Origin of the sequence: Ciceribacter azotifigens (assembly GCF_048159625.1) — a bacterium.
Lineage (GTDB): Bacteria > Pseudomonadota > Alphaproteobacteria > Rhizobiales > Rhizobiaceae > Allorhizobium > Allorhizobium azotifigens.
The window spans coordinates 25,900-41,182 of record NZ_JBLQTA010000012.1 but is presented as its reverse complement, the minus strand read 5'-3'; the positions used below and the strand labels follow the sequence as shown (position 1 = coordinate 41,182).

Sequence of the window (15,283 nt, the reverse complement as noted above, 5' to 3'; positions counted from 1 at the left end):
GTTTAGAAGCGGGCACCCGCGAAATGGGCGATCTGCGCACCAGCTTCGTAGTAGGCGCCCTTCAAGGTGCGTAGCGATGCCTTCTCGACCGCCGTCACCGGCAGCGGCAGATCGGTCTCGGAGAGCTCGCCGAGAACGTGGCGTGCAATCGTCTTACCGAAAACCGTGCCCGGTGCAATGCCGCGGCCGTTGTAGCCAGAGAAGCCGACGACCTTGGGCGCGAAGACGTGGAAGCGCGGCAGTGCGTCGCTCGTCATGCCGATGCGGCCGTGCCATTCGGCCTCGAATTCGATACCGGCGAGCGTGGGGAAGAGCTTCTTGAGCGCCCGCTTCGCCCACGCCCGGTGGACGCTGAGCCCGGTGTTGCGCAGCGCACCGACACTCCCGAAAACCAGGCGGCCGGCCCGGTCCATGCGGAAAGAGGAGAGCACTTCATTGGTGTCCCAGCAGCCCTCGCGCCCGGGCAGGATCGTCTTCAGCACCTCTTTCGGCAGGGGAACCGTGGCGAAGTTGAAATAAGGCAGCAGTACCTGCTCGTTGCGGACGGCTTCCCAGGGGCCGGTCGAATAGAACTCCGAGGCGACGATAATCCAGTCGGCGGAAACCGAACCGCCTTTCGTGCGAACGATCCAGCGGTCGCCGGCGCGTTCCGTCGAGACGGCGGCGCTCCCCGTATGAATGGTGGCGCCCGCCGCAATCGCCGCTTTCGCGAGGCCACGGACATAGGCGAGCGGCTGCAGCGTCCCGGCCCGCATGTCGAGCAGCGAGCCCGCATAGGCGGTCGTGCCGATGCGCTTCGCCGTTTCTTCCGCCGAAAGGATGCGGACATCGGCACCCCGTTCCGCCCACTGGCGGCAGCGCTCCTTGATCTCGTCGAGCCCGGATTTCCCGACCGCGCAGTGCAGCGTTCCGTTCTTCTCGATTTCGCAGTCGATGCCGTGCTTCTCGACCAGTTCACGCACGAGCAGGGGCGCATTTCCGAGGAGGTCGAGCAGGCGCTCGCCGTAGACCGGTCCGAGCACCCCCGGGATTTCCGAAGGCATGACCCACATGCCGCCGTTGATCAGTCCGACGTTGCGTCCGGCGCCGCCGAAGCCGACTTCCGTCGCTTCGAGCAGAACGACCTTTACGCCCTTCTCGGCGAGATGCAGCGCCGCCGAGATGCCGGTATAGCCGCCGCCGACAATGGCGACGTCCGCCGTTAGGTCACCAGAGAGAGGAGATGTGCGAGGAGCCGCGGGAGCGGTCTTTTCCCACAGACCGTGGGAGCGTGGATCATTCAACATGAGTGTTGTCCGTGTGATGCCTGCCGGCAGCTTCGCTCCGGCGCAGCGGGTAAATCGTTCGGCCCGACATCGGGATGCGGCAAGGTCGATTTTGGTCCGGGTCCGCTGCCGGGCCAAAGCGGCCGTTCATTCCGTGCGTGCTGTCTTGCGGAAATTAGAAGAGGATTTTATCCAGCAGTACCGTTAAATTCTCAAGAGTTCATTCCCAAGGGGTATAACATGCTGCCCGCCCGGCGCTTCCTGCCTTCGCTCTCTCTGCTGGCCGCCTTCGAGGCGGCGGCGCGGACGGGAAGCATCACCGCGGCTGCCAGGGAACTCGATCTCACCCAGAGTGCCGTGAGCCGTCAGATCAAGGCACTGGAGAACCAGATCGGGGTCGATCTCTTTGTGCGCGAGCGGCAGACCATCCGTCTCACGGTCGCCGGAGAAAGCTACGCCCACGAGATCCGCGAAGCCTTGCGCCGCATTTCCAGCGCCTCGCTGAACCTCAGGGCCAACCCGCGTGGCGGCACGCTGAATCTCGCCATCCTCCCGACCTTCGGCGCGCGCTGGCTGGCGCCCCGGCTCGGCCGCTTTCTCGATGCCAATCCGGGGATCACCATCAATCTCGTCACCCGGCTGTCGCCCTTCGATTTCCGCCTCGACGCCATCGATGCCGCCATCCATTTCGGCCAACCTGTCTGGCCGGGGGCGGAACTGACGTTGCTGATGAAGGAGACGACGATCCCCGCCTGCAGCCCCGCCTTCAAGGCCGCCCACAAGATCGAAGAGCCGGCAGACCTCCTGAATGTGCCGCTGCTGCATCTCACTACCCGGCCGGACGCCTGGGAGAAGTGGTTCGCCCGCTCGGGCGTGCATGCGGAAGGCGTCCACGGCATGCTCTTCGACCAGTTCGCGACCGCCTCGCAGGCCGCCATGGGCGGGCTCGGCGTGGCTCTCCTGCCGGTTTTCCTCATCCGCGAGGAACTGCGGCGCGGAGAGCTGGTGCCGGCGATCGACAAGGAGGTCGAGAGCAGCGAACGCTATTATCTCGCCTACAGCCGCGAGCGCGCGAACTATCCGCCGCTCGTCGCCTTCCGCAACTGGATCGTCGAGGAAGCCGAGCGGGAACCGCAGGGGCAGGTGCGGGAACCGTCACCAGCCCTCTGACAGCACCTTTTCCAGCATGTCGGCGAAAAAATCGGCGCTCTCGCGGGAGAGGCAGAGCGGCGGCTTGATCTTCAGAACGTTGAGATGGTCCCCGGTCGGCTGCATGATGACGCCGAGATCGAGCAGGCGGTCGCAGATGCCTGCCGTTTCTTCCGTCGCCGGTTCCAGCGTCTCGCGGTCGCGGACGAATTCCAGCCCGAGGTAAAGCCCCATGCCGTGAACTGCGCCGACGAGCGGGAAGCGCTGGCCGAGCGCTTCGAGCCGTGCCTTCAGGTGGTCGCCGGTATCGCGGGCGTTTTCCTGCAGGCGCTCGTCACGCATGATGTCGAGCACGGTCATGCCGACGACGCAACTGACCGGACTGCCGCCGGCGGAGGAGAAGAAGTAGCCTTCCTGCTCCAGCGCATCGGCGATTTCCCGACGGGTGATCACGGCGCCGAGCGGCTGGCCGTTGCCCATGCCTTTGGCGACGGTGATGATGTCCGGCACGACACCCTGTTCCTCGAAGCCCCAGAAGTAGTGGCCGAGACGGCCGTAGCCGACCTGTACCTCGTCGGCGATGCAGACCCCGCCGCGCTCGCGGATCATGCCGTAGACCTGCTGCAGGTAGCCGGGTGGCAGCGGGATGCCGCCGGCATTGCCGTAGACCGTCTCGCAGATGAAGCCGGCGAGACCGCTTCCGCCGTCATCGATGCGCTGCAGAGCCTTTGCCACCGCGCCGACATAGTCTGCGGTCGAATCCTTGCCGTGGAAAGGACCTCGATAGGTGTTCGGCGCAGTGACCGGATGCACCCAGTCCGGCCGGGTTTCGAGCGCTCTCGGGTTGTCGGCGATCGAGGTGGAGACGGCGTCGCTCGCCACCGTCCACCCGTGATAGGCCTCGAGCAGGCTGACGATGTTGCGTGCGCCGGCATAGGCCCAGGCGAGGCGGAGGGCGAGATCGTTCGCCTCGGAACCGCTGTTGACGAGGAAGACCGTGTCCAGTCCCTCCGGTGCTAGTTCCGCCAGCCGGTTGGAAAATTCCGCGACGGCCGCGTAGTGGAAGCGGGAATTGGTATTGAGCAGCGACCACTGCCGGCCGACGGCGCGTGCGAGCCGCGGATGGCCGTGGCCAAGAATGGTGACGTTGTTGACCATGTCGAGGTAGGCGCGGCCGCAGACGTCGAACATATGCTCCTTCCAGCCGCGCTCGATCTGCGGCGGATTGGAATAGTAGTTCTTCTGTGGTCGGGCGAAGCTCCTCTGCCGCATGGCAAGGAGTTCGTCGCTGTGCAGTGCCGGGGCGTCGACACTCACGCCGAGCAGCGGCGATGGAGATGGGCAAAGCGTCGACCATGCGGCCGCTTGCGCCGCCGTCGCAAAGAGCGGCGGCACGATGTCCGCGTCGCGGCAGAGCTGCAGGCGCAGGCCGCCGACCGCGCCGGCGGCACCCGCGACATGGCCGATGGACTGGCCCGCGGTCACAGCCACGCCGGCTTCGTGCGGGCAGTCGAGACCGTCGACGTGAAGGCACAAGTCGTCCGAAACAAGCTCGAGGTGATGGCCGTTGCGCGTGATCGTGGCGTCAAAGGGCGCAATCGCCTCGGCACCCGCCGGCAGGCAGATATCGACGTGCAGTGCGCAGGTCGCCGGCACCTGGTCACTGCGCAGCCGCGTGTAGGAAAGCCGGTATTCGCCGTAGCGGGTCGAGGCGACTTCGGTTTCCGCCGCCGCCTTGGCGAGGAGCTTCCAGTCGATCTCGTGATCCGACCAGTTGTCGTTGACGAAGTCGAGGCTCAGAACCGAGAGATCGGTGAGGCGGACGTCCTCCGGAGCGATACCGGGCAGAAGCCGGCCGATCGCCGGCAGCGGCTTTTCGGCGGTGATCCCGACAGCTTGCAGGATTGCCGCCTCCATCAGCGAGAAGGGCACTGAATTCGCGACCTCGAAGATCTTCCGCTCGTGGTCGATATTGCCGAGCACGTAGGCGTTGTCGGGCTCGATCGTAAGCTGTTGTTCGCTGCTTGCGACGAGGATCACCGCCCGTGCGACAACCAGCGGCCAGAGCGCCCGCAATTCCTCTTCCTTCAGCGGATAAAGCTCGTGAAAGGCGCGGATCGCCGGCAGGATGAAGAAGGGATCGCCGTCGGCATGATGCAGCAGCGAGGCGCAGGTGACCGCGAGGTCGGCGACCAGCCAGCCGGTCATGACATCACCGAAGTCGATGACACCGTCGGGGAGGAAGCGACCATGCCGGTCCCGACGGCTGACGACGTTGTCGTCGGTCACGTCGTGATGGATCGGCTGAGTCCTGAACGCCGCCTGCAGCGGACGGATATGCTTGACGGCGGCGATCATCGCTTTTGCGATGGCGTCGCGTCTCGCGTGGTCGCTCACCGAGCCGAGCAGCTGAAGTGCCACCGGCCCGGCCCGGCGCAGGTCCCATTGCAGGTCACGGTCGAGCCCCGGATGGGAGAAGTCGCGCAGTCCAAGAGCGATCTGTGCCGACAGCGCGCCGAGCGCCGCGACCGCCCGCGTGGGCAGGAAGCGCTGCCGTGTCAGGGGTTCGCCTTCGAGATAGGTGAGCAGACGGACCTGGCAATCCTCTCCACCAACGGAAAGAGGAAGAATGCGCCGCCCGGCGCCGTCGGCGAGGGGGACTGGAACACGCGGCATGTTCTGGAGGCCGGCGAGATGATGCATCGCGGCGTTCTGCGCCTCGAGTTCCACCGTCGCATATTCGGCGCGGGCAATCTTCAAGACGAAGCGTGAGGCGCCGGTATCGATCAGGTAGTTGCGGTCCTGCTGGCTGCCCAGTTCGCGGATCGAGCCTTCCAGTCCGTAGTGCTCGCGCAGGATCGCTGCCGCCTGTTCGGCGCTGACGTTCGGCCGCGGCAGCCGGGCGCGCTGCACAGAAGCATTGTCGGACATGATTGGCCTCCCTCGAGAATCCTTGAACGGAGATTATCAGAGGAAAAGCAGGCGTCTATCCCGGTGGAGCCTTCCTGCCGGGATAGAGCTGTTCTGCGGTCAATGGTCGCTGGGGCTCAGCCCATGCGTTCCGACGCATAGCTGCCCGGGGAGGCCGGGAAAACGACGGTACGGTTGCCGTTGATGAAAGTGCGGTGATGGATATGGGCGTGGATGGCGCGGGCCAGCACCTGGCTCTCGACGTCGCGGCCGATCGAGACGTAGTCCTCGGCGCTCTGGGCGTGGGTGATGCGGGCAACGTCCTGTTCGATGATCGGGCCTTCGTCGAGATCGGCGGTGACATAGTGGGCGGTCGCCCCGATCAGCTTCACGCCGCGCTCGAAGGCCTGCTTATATGGGTTGGCACCCTTGAAGCTCGGCAGGAAGGAGTGATGGATGTTGATGATCCTGCCCGACATGTTCTTGCAGAGACTATCGGAAAGGACCTGCATGTAGCGGGCGAGCACGATGAGCTCGGTGCCGGTCTGCTCGACGAGGTCCAGCAACTGTTTCTCGGCTTGCGGCTTGTTCTCCTTCGTCACCTTGATGTGGTGGAAGGGGATGTCGTGGTTGACGACCACCTTCTGGTAGTCGAAGTGGTTGGAGACGACGCCGACGATGTCGATCGGCAGCGCCCCGATCTTCCAGCGATAGAGCAGGTCGTTGAGGCAGTGGCCGAAGCGCGAGACCATCAGCAGCACTTTCATGCGCTCGCTGGCGTCGTGCATGTCCCAGTCCATGCCGAAGGTTTCGGCGATCGGCCCGAAATCCTTGACGAGCGCTTCGCGCGTGGCACCTTCCTCGGAGATGAAGGAGACGCGCATGAAGAACTTGCCGGTGTCGAGATCGTCGAACTGCGACGAGTCGACGATGTTGCAGCCCTTCCCGGCAAGGTAGCCCGATATCGCCGCGACAATGCCGCGGGTCGACTTGCACGAAACCGTCAATACGTAGCTCTTCATGTTCTTTCACCCTTTTCCCGTCGCGAGCGGATTGTTGACTGCTCTAGCGCACTCGCCGTGCCGCGCAAAGCCGCTGGCCTTCGTTTCTGACCGAACGGGCATGGTTTCCGGCATCCGGTCACCTCCCGTTCCTTGCCGGTGAGCTTAGGGCGGACGGCGGAAAATTCCGTTCCGGTTGCGTCTTCCGCAAGCGATTTCCCGTCGTCAAGCTGCGAGGCCCTGTTCTGGTGGGCGCCGCGGAGCTTCCTTGACCTTTCGTGGCCGGCGGTCCTAACGTCCGCTTCGTCGTCGTCACGGGTGGGGTTTCATGTTCGTCGCTTCGCGTTTCGGGAACTCTTCCCTCTTTGGCTTCGCCGCGGTGGCGACCACGGCCGTATTTCTCGCCGCGTGGCCGGGGCAGGCGACGGAGGGATGCTTTCGCGGCATCAATCTCTCGGGTGCCGAATTCGGCGAGCCGCCGGGGACGGCGGGCAAGGATTACGTCTACCCCTCGAACGAGACCATCGACTATTTCGCGTCGAAGGGCTTCACCTCGGTGCGCCTTCCCTTCCTCTGGGAGCGCCTGCAGCCTCGGTTGGAAGCGGAGCTCGACGCGGCCGAGCTCGCGCGTCTTGTGGAGACTGTCGAGCGGCTTCGGGACCGGGGAATGCGGATCGTGCTGGATCCGCACAATTACGCCCGCTATCGGGGAGAGCCAATCGGTTCGGCAGCCGTTCCCGTTGCGGCGTTCGCGGACTTCTGGGGCCGGCTTGCGCGCGTCTTCGCGAGCCAGCCGGATGTCTCCTTTGGGCTGATGAACGAACCGCACGACATCTCCGCCGGCCAGTGGCTCGAGGGTGTCAATGCGGCCATCGCCAAAGTGCGGGAGGCTGGTGCCGGCAATCTGGTCCTGGTGCCCGGGACAGCGTGGACCGGCGCCCATAGCTGGCGGACATCCCCTTCGGACCGTGCCAACGGCGAGGTAATGCTCGGTGTGGTCGATCCGTCGAACAACTATGCCTACGAGGTCCACCAGTATTTCGACCTCAACTTCTCCGGCACCAGTTCGAGCTGCGATCGCGGTGCCGACGCCGTCGCGGCCGTCGAGGCCTTCACGCGATGGCTGCGCGATCACGACAAGCGCGGCTATCTCGGCGAGTTCGGCGTGCCGGCCGAGAAGGCCTGTGTCGGAGCTCTCGCCGACATGGTGCGGGTCGTCGAAGGCAATCGTGATCTCTGGGTCGGCTGGGCGTATTGGGTGGCCGGCGACTGGTGGCCGCCGTCCGAGGCGCTGAACATCCAACCGACGATGGAGGGCGACCGTCCGCAGCTCGCGGGGCTTGCCCCGGCGCTCAAGGATTTCTCGTCGTCGGCTGCGGAATGCCCGGCGCTCGATCGCCCCTGACCCGCCCCTGCGCGAGCGTTCTCCAGTCGATGCGGTCGGCGGTTCCTAGGATGAACCACAAAAGCGCGGCCGTCTTGATCGAGTATAGCGAGTTGCTGATGACCATCAGCAACAGGAGATAGATAATCACCATCGAGTGGAAGGACCAAGCCTTGGCATCGCGGATCGGCGCCATCACCATCAAGGCCCAGAGCGCCATGAAGCCGAAGAGGCCGAACTTGGTGAGGGTGTAGGCAAGGCCTGAGTCTGCGGTGAACTGGTCGGTCACGGCAATTCCGAGTACCACCGGAAGATCGAGATGCGTCAGGATGCCCGCGGTGACCTTGAGACGGCCGCCGACATCGTTTGCCCCGCCCTCGGTGCCCGTGGCGAGCCCGTAGACCGCGATCACTGCCAGCATGAGGAAGGGCAGCGCCAGCCATATGGTCTTCGGAATGATGCGGTAGAAGGGCGTCATGATCGTCATCAGGACGCAGGTGAAGAAGCCGAAACGGGCATCGGCCAGGATGACCGTGAGGAGTGCGCCCGCCATGACGATGAAGCGGTAGCGCATGCCGGAGCGAAAGAGCGCCCAGGCGAAGACGATGGCGCCGAAATTGCCCGCCGAAACCGGCTCCAGAAAGACCGACGAGACACGATGCTGGCCGAGGAACGAGAAGAGCGATCGCGGTTCCGGCCGCATGCCGCTGATGAAGAGACCTCTCGTCGCCCCGAAGGCTTCCTCGGGCGTGACCGTGCCGCGGGCGATGAAGTAGCCGAGCACGTTGAAAAAATCGAGATAAAGGTCCGTCAGCAGATATTCGAAGAGCCCAAAGACGACCACGATCGCGATTGATGCGGTGACGAGCCGGTCGGCCAGCCGCAGATCCTGCACGCGCGTTCCCAAGAAATAGAAGGCGATCGGGATCAGAATATCGCGGAGTGCCTTGAGATCCACGGCGCCGCGCAGGGCGAAGAGCAGCACCATGTAGCTGACGTAGAGCGCCAGCACGAGATAGATGTCGAGTTTGCGGGTGAAAGCTGCCAGGAAAGCGCAGCCGATCAGCAGCATCTCGAACAGCATGACGTGACTGTCACGTATGCCCATCACGCGCGTGTTCACGAAGCAGAGGAACAGGTTGAACGTGAGACCGCCCATCACCGTGAAGATGGCAACCTGGTGCCTCGCCCGGCTCACCCAGCCCGCGCCTGTGGTCTCGGGGGGCACAGGTGCCGCGAAAACGTCAGCGGCACGCATGTTGCTTCCGGTCGCCGTTGGTGGCGGGCAGGGGGAGTGTTGCAGCTGACGAGCGAGACGGCACGGCTTACGCCTCCACCACAACGGTGCCGAGGACGATTTCCGGTTTGCCGCCGAGCGCGTCGACAAGTTCTGCCAGATCCTCTTGCGGCGTCTCTCGCACGTCAATGATCGGTACGAGCGCGTCTGCATGGCTCATCAGCGAGGGCAGGAAATCGGCGGCCTGCGTGCCGCAGGCGTTGACGATCACGAAACGATCGCTGCCTTCTTCCGGTACTGCCCGGCCGGGTCCACGGCGGGCGCGGAAGAGATCATATCTCAGGAGATCGCCGAAGGGGCCCGTGTCCCCCCGGTCGCGCTCCAAGGCGCCGCGCAGGCTCGGACGACCGAACCGCGTCGGCCGCTGCGAGCGTTCGGCGAGATCGCCCGGCGCATAGAGTACGTCATAGCCGAGATCGAGAAGCGCCTGAACCGTGTCGGCGACGATTCCGGTCGCCTCCGGCATCGGTTTCGGGGCCGAAAAGAGTACCATCGCCGGCGCACCGAGCTTTTCGACGAACTGGCCAGCGAGCGCGCGGATTGCCGGGTGGTTCTCGCCGAGCGGCAGCGGTGGCTCTTCGGCCGCGCCGCCCACAAACGGCAGGCGGCGGAGCAGGGACGTTTTTGCGTGCGGACGCGGCATCCTGATCCGAGCCAGTACGGGAAATCCAGTCTGCCCGTTCAGGGGGGCGGTGGAAGAGGCCTGCTGTGCCAGCAGTTCGCGCAGGATGGCCAGGGCACTTCCCAGCACGACGCCGAAGAGGCCGGCTGCGGCAAGAATGACCAGTTTGAGTACTGTGGACGACTTCGGCATCGGCACGGCGGCAGTGATCACCCGCGAATTGTCGGTGTTGACCGATTGCTGCTGCCCGAGTTCCTCGGCGCGGCTGAGGAACGCCTTGTAGAGGGTACGGACCGCGTCCGCCTCGCTCTCGAGCTGGCGCATCTTGATCTGCGCCGCACTGCTGTCGAAGCTCGTGGCGCTCATTTTTTCGAGCTGCGCGGTGAGCGCCTTGGTGTCTGCGACGGCACGCTCGTAGCTGCTCTTCATCGACTGGCGGACGCGGCCGAGCTCCTGCTCGATCGCGCTCTGCATGTTGGCGATCTGGGAATTGATCGCCTTGATCTGTGGATGATTGCCGCCGAGGCTGGTCGCAAGCTGGGAGCGGCGGTCGAGGAGGTTGACGTAACGGTCGCGCAGGAGGCCGATCGAGGTCGACTGCAGGACCTCGGGAATGGCGCCGGACTCGATCGCGTCGATCGTGAGCTTTTTCGCCTGTTCGTAGATGGTCCGCTGCCGCTCCTCGGTCGCGCGGGCAGCGATGAGTTGCTGATTGAGCCCGGCAACCTGCTGGTCGATGACCAGGCCCTGCTGCCCGGTGCTTACCAGCCCGTTCTCCGCCTTGAACTTCTCGACCGCGAGTTCGGCCTTGAGGACGCGGTCACGCAGTTCGCTCGCCTGCAGCTGGAAGGAACTGCTGGCGCGTCGCGTCGCACTTGCCCGGGCCTCGTCGAGCTGGCGCAGGTAGACGGCGGCGATCGAGTTTGCGATGTCGGCCGCGGTCGCGGCATTCGGATGTTCGGCGCTGATCGAGAAAACGAGCGACTGGCCGGCGCGCTCGATCGTCACATGCGCCTTGAGAACCGTGACGACCGCCATCAGCCGATCACGATCGTTCTTCGCCTTCTTCACCGCCGCAGCGAAGAAGGGGTCCTTGACCAGGTCGAGCTTGCTCACGACCTCCTCGAGCGTCGCGCGCGACTGCATCACGTAGATCTGGCTGTCGACGGCGGACTGGTCCTGCGGAGCCGGCGCCGTCACGTTGACCGGGTCAGCACCGCCGGTGACCAGCCCCTTCGGGTCCAGGAGAAGCTCGGTGGAGGAGGTGTAGAGCGGGGTGAGACGCAGGACGTAGACGAAGGCAAGCACCAGGCAGACGACCACGGTGAGGATCACGTAGTGCAGGCGGCGTCTCAGGATTCCCGGTAATTGAAAAATGTCGATGTCCATTTTCCTGCCCAAGACCGTGTCCGGTCAGAGATTGTCGTTTTCGCAGTCTCCGGATGGCACCTCCGGTGCGGGTTTGCGATCCCGCAGGACACAACGAGCGGCCGGTATCGGGAATCGGGCCTATGGACGAGGGCTTCCGGCAACCGCAGTGGTCGAGACAATCTTCGCAGATCATGGTTAACGGTTTCTGAAGGGCGCGGGGCAGGGGTCGGGTGCTGGTGGCGGCGAGATGCCGGACATACGCGATCTTAAGATTTTCACGCTTTCTATTCGGCTCGAACGCAGAGGCGCGAGAGATCGGTTTTCGCAGTGCCGGAAGGATCGCCTATGGGCCCCAGAAACGAAACGACGTCCGCTTCTGTGCCGCGCAGCGGGCATGCGCCGCTGATCGTTCAGGTCGTCCGGCAATACGCGCCCGGCCGCGGTGGCCTCGAGGACGTCGTCGGTAATCTCAGCCGCCTTCTGCTTGCGCGTGGCTATCGCGTTCGCGTCGTCACTTGCAACAGCCTCTTTACCGACCGCGAGCGGCTGTTGCCCGCCTCGGAGGTGATTGACGGCGTCGAGGTTGTCCGCATCCCATGGTCCGGCAGTACCCGCTATCCCGTCGCCCCGCGGGTGCTGCGGCACATCCGTGACGCCGATCTGGTGCACGTCCATGCCGTCGACTTCTTCTTCGACTTTCTCGCCGTCACGCGTCCTTTCCACGGCAGACCCATGGTCACCACCACCCATGGCGGCTTCTTCCACACAAAGAAGTATGCGGCGATCAAGCGGCTCTGGTTCCGCTCGCTGACGCGGCTTTCCTGTCTCGCCTATCGCGCAGTCGTCTGCTGCAGCCGTTCGGACCTCGATCTTTTCGACACGATCGCGGCCGGTCGCACGGTGCTCGTCGAGAACGGCGTGGACACGGGGAAATTCGCCGGTCTCGCCGCCTCGCTTCCTGCACGACGGATGATCACCATTGGCCGGTTCTCCGTGAACAAGCGGCTGGAGCGGCTCCTCGACGTCACGGTGCGTCTGGTTGAGAAGAACCCGCGCTGGCACCTCGACATCGTAGGTTCTCCATCGGACCTGACGGAAGCCGATCTGCGCCGGGAGATCGCCGCCCGCGGACTGATGGAGCACGTTGGTGTCCACGTGGCGGTGCCGAACGAGACCGTCCGACGGCTGATTTCCGATGCGTCGATCTTCGTCTCCGCTTCCGACTATGAAGGTTTTGGCCTTGTCGCGGTCGAGGCGATGAGTGCCGGCCTGCTGCCGGTTCTCAATTCAAACGACGCCTATCGCAGCCTCGCCGGGCAGCACTCGATCGTCCGTCTCACGGATTTCGAGGACGCAACGAGGGCCGCCGAGGCAGTGGAGGCGGCGTTTGCCGGGCTGGCATCCGATCCTGAGATGATGCGACGCGCGCTTATGGAAGTGGCGAGCGGCTATTCCTGGGATACGGTGGTCGACCAGTATATCGCAGTCTATCGCGCCGCCCTTGCGGAGTGACCGGCACATCCGCTGACGGCGGTCACCGCACAGTCTGTCGGTAGATGCGGAGGTGTTCGCCGGCGATGGCGTGCCAGTCGCGTGCCACCATCTCCCTTTCGAGGAGTTGCGGCGAGCGCACACGGGGGGCCTCGCCATGCGTGATCCTTCCGATCATGGTGGCGGCGTCGTCCGGGGTGGTCACAGGATACGTGACCTCGGCAAGCCATTCGGGTGTCCGCTCGGTGTGAGTGGTGAGCACGCACACGCCGTGGTCCAGGCAGGCGAGCGCCGACCCGCGCTTGTTCGACACTCCGTCGGGAAAAGGCAGAAGGGCGATGGTCGCCTCGCTCAGCGCTTCGGAGACCGCTTCGGGCGGCAGGTTCAGCTTGAGTTCGATGCCGAGGCGCGTTGCTGAGTCCCTTACGTAGTCGACGAAGCCGGCGTCGGTTTCAACGAGCGCACCGATCATCTGGGTCTCGGCGACCGAACCTCTTTCACGCAGCCGCTCGATCGTCTCGATGAAGAACTCGATCCCCTTGTTGCGCGAGATCTGTCCGAAGTAGACGATGCGCTCGTTGCCGCCGGATGGCTTCCTCGTCGCAAGTCGCGGGATGTTGTTGCCGATCGGAACGACTGCGAGGCGCTCATGTGACCACGGGAAATAGTGCGCGAAGAGCGTTTTCTCCTCGTCGTTGGAGAAGATCACCGCCTTGGCGAAGAGACTTGGAAGCAGGAACACCATCTTGCGCAGGATATGGAAGATCCGGAATTCGTGCAGGGTGACGAATATGTTCGGCAGCGCGAGCGGCAAGAACCCGGGCGACACCGATTTGCCGATGCTGAGCGACGGGTATTGCAGGTGAAATACCACGTCCTTCCTTCCGGCGTAGCGACGCCGTATCTCCATTATGTGCCGGAGAGACCAGCAGTCGAGATATTCGACCTTTACCGAGGCACCGGCGTCCCGAAGTGCCGTGGCGAGCCTGCCCGTGTAGTCGGCAACGCCGCACATCTTGTCTTGCGCCGAGGCTACGAGAAAAACGATCTGCAAATGACACCGTTGCTGGTTGGCGGGAACACGCGGCAGGGATATCGAATCCCGCTTAAATCTCCGTAAAGCAACCGATCGGCGGTCGCTGCGGGTGGAGGGTTCCTTAAACTTTTTCTGCCTAGAAGCAGAGGAAGCCATTGCAGTCTCGTGGCGGTGTCCGGCGGATAGAAACTACCTCATGGCCAAAAGTATCGTTGCGAATTCGGCATTGAATGCAGCCGCCGGACTGTCCCTTCTTCTCATCGGCTTTGCCTGTTCCATCATCACCGCGCGTCTTCTCGGCCCGGAGGCGAACGGCATCATCGCCTTTTCGCTCTGGCTTGCCGTCACCGCGTCGCTCGTGGCCGAGCTCGGAACCGGGGTAATGCTGCTTCGCCTGCTTCCCCAGTTGAAGAGCCAGGGTTATTCGACCGCCGACCGGCGCGGCTTCGCCGCCTATCTGCTTCGCCCCGTCATCGGATCCACCCTCCTGCTGACCGCGCTTTACGCAGCGATATTCGCGCTGGCGGAGCGTGAGCACTGGGCAACGAGCGCCCCCGTCGTCGTGGTCATTACCGGAGCGCTCTTCTTCATTCAGTCGATCGGGTCGTCTGCCAAGAATTACCTGCTCGGCGAACAGCAAGTCGGAACCTTCTTCCGGCTTTCGGCGATCTCGGGCATCCTCCAACTGGTCGGTGTGGCGGTCGGGGCGGTGTTCTTCGGCATTCCGGGCGCGCTCATCGGCTACACGCTCGGTTTCACGGTTCAGTTCACCTACGCCGCGGGTATCCTCTCTGTGCGGGCGAATAACTGCGGTATTTCGCCCCGCTACCTTCTCGGCTCATCCATCCTGCTCTCGGTGCAGTTCATCGTCGACTCGATCTTCCTGAATCGGGTCGAATTCTTCTTCCTGGAGCGCTATTCGGGGGTCGCCACCGTCGGCTTCTATGCCGCAGCGATGTCGCTTGCAAACCTCGCGCTCCAGCTGCCGGTGCAGCTCACCGGCAGTCTCGTCCCCTATTATTCGCAGAAGCTGCAGGACCACGGCGGCACGACGCTTCCGGCTGCGGTCTTCGAAGCCGTCGTCCGCAATCTCTCCTACATTACCCTGCCGCTGAGCTTCGGACTGGCGGTGATCTCGCCGCGGCTGATCTCAACGATTTTTGGCGAGGCATTTGCGCCGGCCGGTCCGGCGCTTGCCGTCCTGGCGCTGGTCACGCCGGTCAACGTGCTCGGCCTCATCTGTACGCAGTATCTCTTTTCTCTGGATCGCGTGCGCGAGCGTCTGGTCGTCAGCATCATCGGCGCCGTCACCATGGTTGGCGGGGCCTTCCTCGTTGTTCCCGCTTACGGTGCGGAAGGTGCGGCTGCGGTGCGTTTCATCGTGTTTGCACTCATGAGCGCATTGATGATGCGCCGACTGACGTTCGAGCGTTCGCTGGCGGGGCTCTACTGGAACCTGCTGCGGATCGCTTTGGCGGCGACGGCGTGCGCCGCGGCGGCCTGGCTTGTGCTGGCGCTCGTTCCCGGGCTGGTAGGTCTCGTGCTCGCAATCGCTGCTGGGGCACTTTGCTATATCGTAGCACTTCGCGTTTTTTGCGCCGTCGCCGCCGAGGACCGGGCGATGGCCGAAGGCATCGCATCGCGGCTGCCGGGGGCGGTGGGAACCGCGGCGCGCCGCACCGTGAATCTGGCATTCGGCAGGCATGGCGCTTGTCGGGGCGAGTCTTGATGCAGGGAGAACCATTGGGGGTAACTCG

General features: G+C 64.1%; 10 protein-coding genes. 4 read left to right on the top strand and 6 right to left on the bottom strand.

Going from position 1 to position 15,283, the window contains the following annotated elements; translation table 11 throughout:
* Positions 1 to 2 precede the first annotated feature (2 nt).
* Positions 3 to 1,286, bottom strand: coding sequence for an NAD(P)/FAD-dependent oxidoreductase (locus ACM6UT_RS16495; protein WP_416798436.1), 1,284 nt, complete (start codon positions 1,284 to 1,286; stop codon positions 3 to 5).
* A gap of 219 nt (positions 1,287 to 1,505) precedes the next feature.
* Between ACM6UT_RS16495 and ACM6UT_RS16490 the strand changes: the two genes are divergently transcribed.
* On the top strand, positions 1,506 to 2,435 hold the full coding sequence (locus ACM6UT_RS16490; RefSeq protein ID WP_416798435.1) for a LysR family transcriptional regulator: 930 nt from the start codon (positions 1,506 to 1,508) through the stop codon (positions 2,433 to 2,435).
* Here the strand turns inward: ACM6UT_RS16490 and ACM6UT_RS16485 are convergent.
* Both ACM6UT_RS16485 and purU read right to left on the bottom strand, forming a co-directional pair.
* A complete protein-coding gene (locus tag ACM6UT_RS16485; RefSeq protein ID WP_416798434.1) occupies positions 2,421 to 5,345 on the bottom strand; it encodes an aminotransferase in 2,925 nt (974 codons plus the stop codon). The genes ACM6UT_RS16490 and ACM6UT_RS16485 overlap by 15 nt on opposite strands.
* A gap of 116 nt (positions 5,346 to 5,461) precedes the next feature.
* Entirely contained in the window at positions 5,462 to 6,346 is an 885-nt protein-coding gene (purU, locus tag ACM6UT_RS16480) for a formyltetrahydrofolate deformylase (protein WP_416798433.1), read from the bottom strand.
* Between the two features lie 307 nt (positions 6,347 to 6,653).
* Between purU and ACM6UT_RS16475 the strand changes: the two genes are divergently transcribed.
* Complete coding sequence (locus ACM6UT_RS16475) at positions 6,654 to 7,730, top strand: glycoside hydrolase family 5 protein (protein ID WP_416798432.1); 1,077 nt, start codon at positions 6,654 to 6,656, stop codon at positions 7,728 to 7,730.
* Here ACM6UT_RS16475 and ACM6UT_RS16470 read toward each other — a convergent pair.
* Both ACM6UT_RS16470 and ACM6UT_RS16465 read right to left on the bottom strand, forming a co-directional pair.
* Positions 7,678 to 8,967, bottom strand: coding sequence for a UDP-phosphate alpha N-acetylglucosaminyltransferase (locus ACM6UT_RS16470; protein ID WP_416798431.1), 1,290 nt, complete (start codon positions 8,965 to 8,967; stop codon positions 7,678 to 7,680). The two genes, ACM6UT_RS16475 and ACM6UT_RS16470, sit on opposite strands and share 53 nt — an antisense overlap.
* A 67-nt stretch (positions 8,968 to 9,034) precedes the next feature.
* Positions 9,035 to 11,017, bottom strand: coding sequence for a GumC family protein (locus ACM6UT_RS16465; RefSeq protein ID WP_416798430.1), 1,983 nt, complete (start codon positions 11,015 to 11,017; stop codon positions 9,035 to 9,037).
* Positions 11,018 to 11,344: 327 nt separating this feature from the next.
* On the opposite strand from ACM6UT_RS16465, the gene ACM6UT_RS16460 reads away from it, so the two are divergent.
* On the top strand, positions 11,345 to 12,511 hold the full coding sequence (locus ACM6UT_RS16460; protein ID WP_416798429.1) for a glycosyltransferase family 4 protein: 1,167 nt from the start codon (positions 11,345 to 11,347) through the stop codon (positions 12,509 to 12,511).
* A 22-nt stretch (positions 12,512 to 12,533) separates the two neighbouring features.
* Here the strand turns inward: ACM6UT_RS16460 and ACM6UT_RS16455 are convergent, their stop codons facing one another.
* Complete coding sequence (locus ACM6UT_RS16455) at positions 12,534 to 13,505, bottom strand: glycosyltransferase (RefSeq protein WP_416798428.1); 972 nt, start codon at positions 13,503 to 13,505, stop codon at positions 12,534 to 12,536.
* A 217-nt stretch (positions 13,506 to 13,722) separates the two neighbouring features.
* Between ACM6UT_RS16455 and ACM6UT_RS16450 the strand changes: the two genes are divergently transcribed.
* Positions 13,723 to 15,255 carry an oligosaccharide flippase family protein gene (locus ACM6UT_RS16450; RefSeq protein WP_416798427.1) on the top strand — a complete coding sequence of 511 codons (1,533 nt, stop codon included), beginning with the start codon at positions 13,723 to 13,725 and terminating at the stop codon, positions 15,253 to 15,255.
* Positions 15,256 to 15,283: the final 28 nt, after the last annotated feature.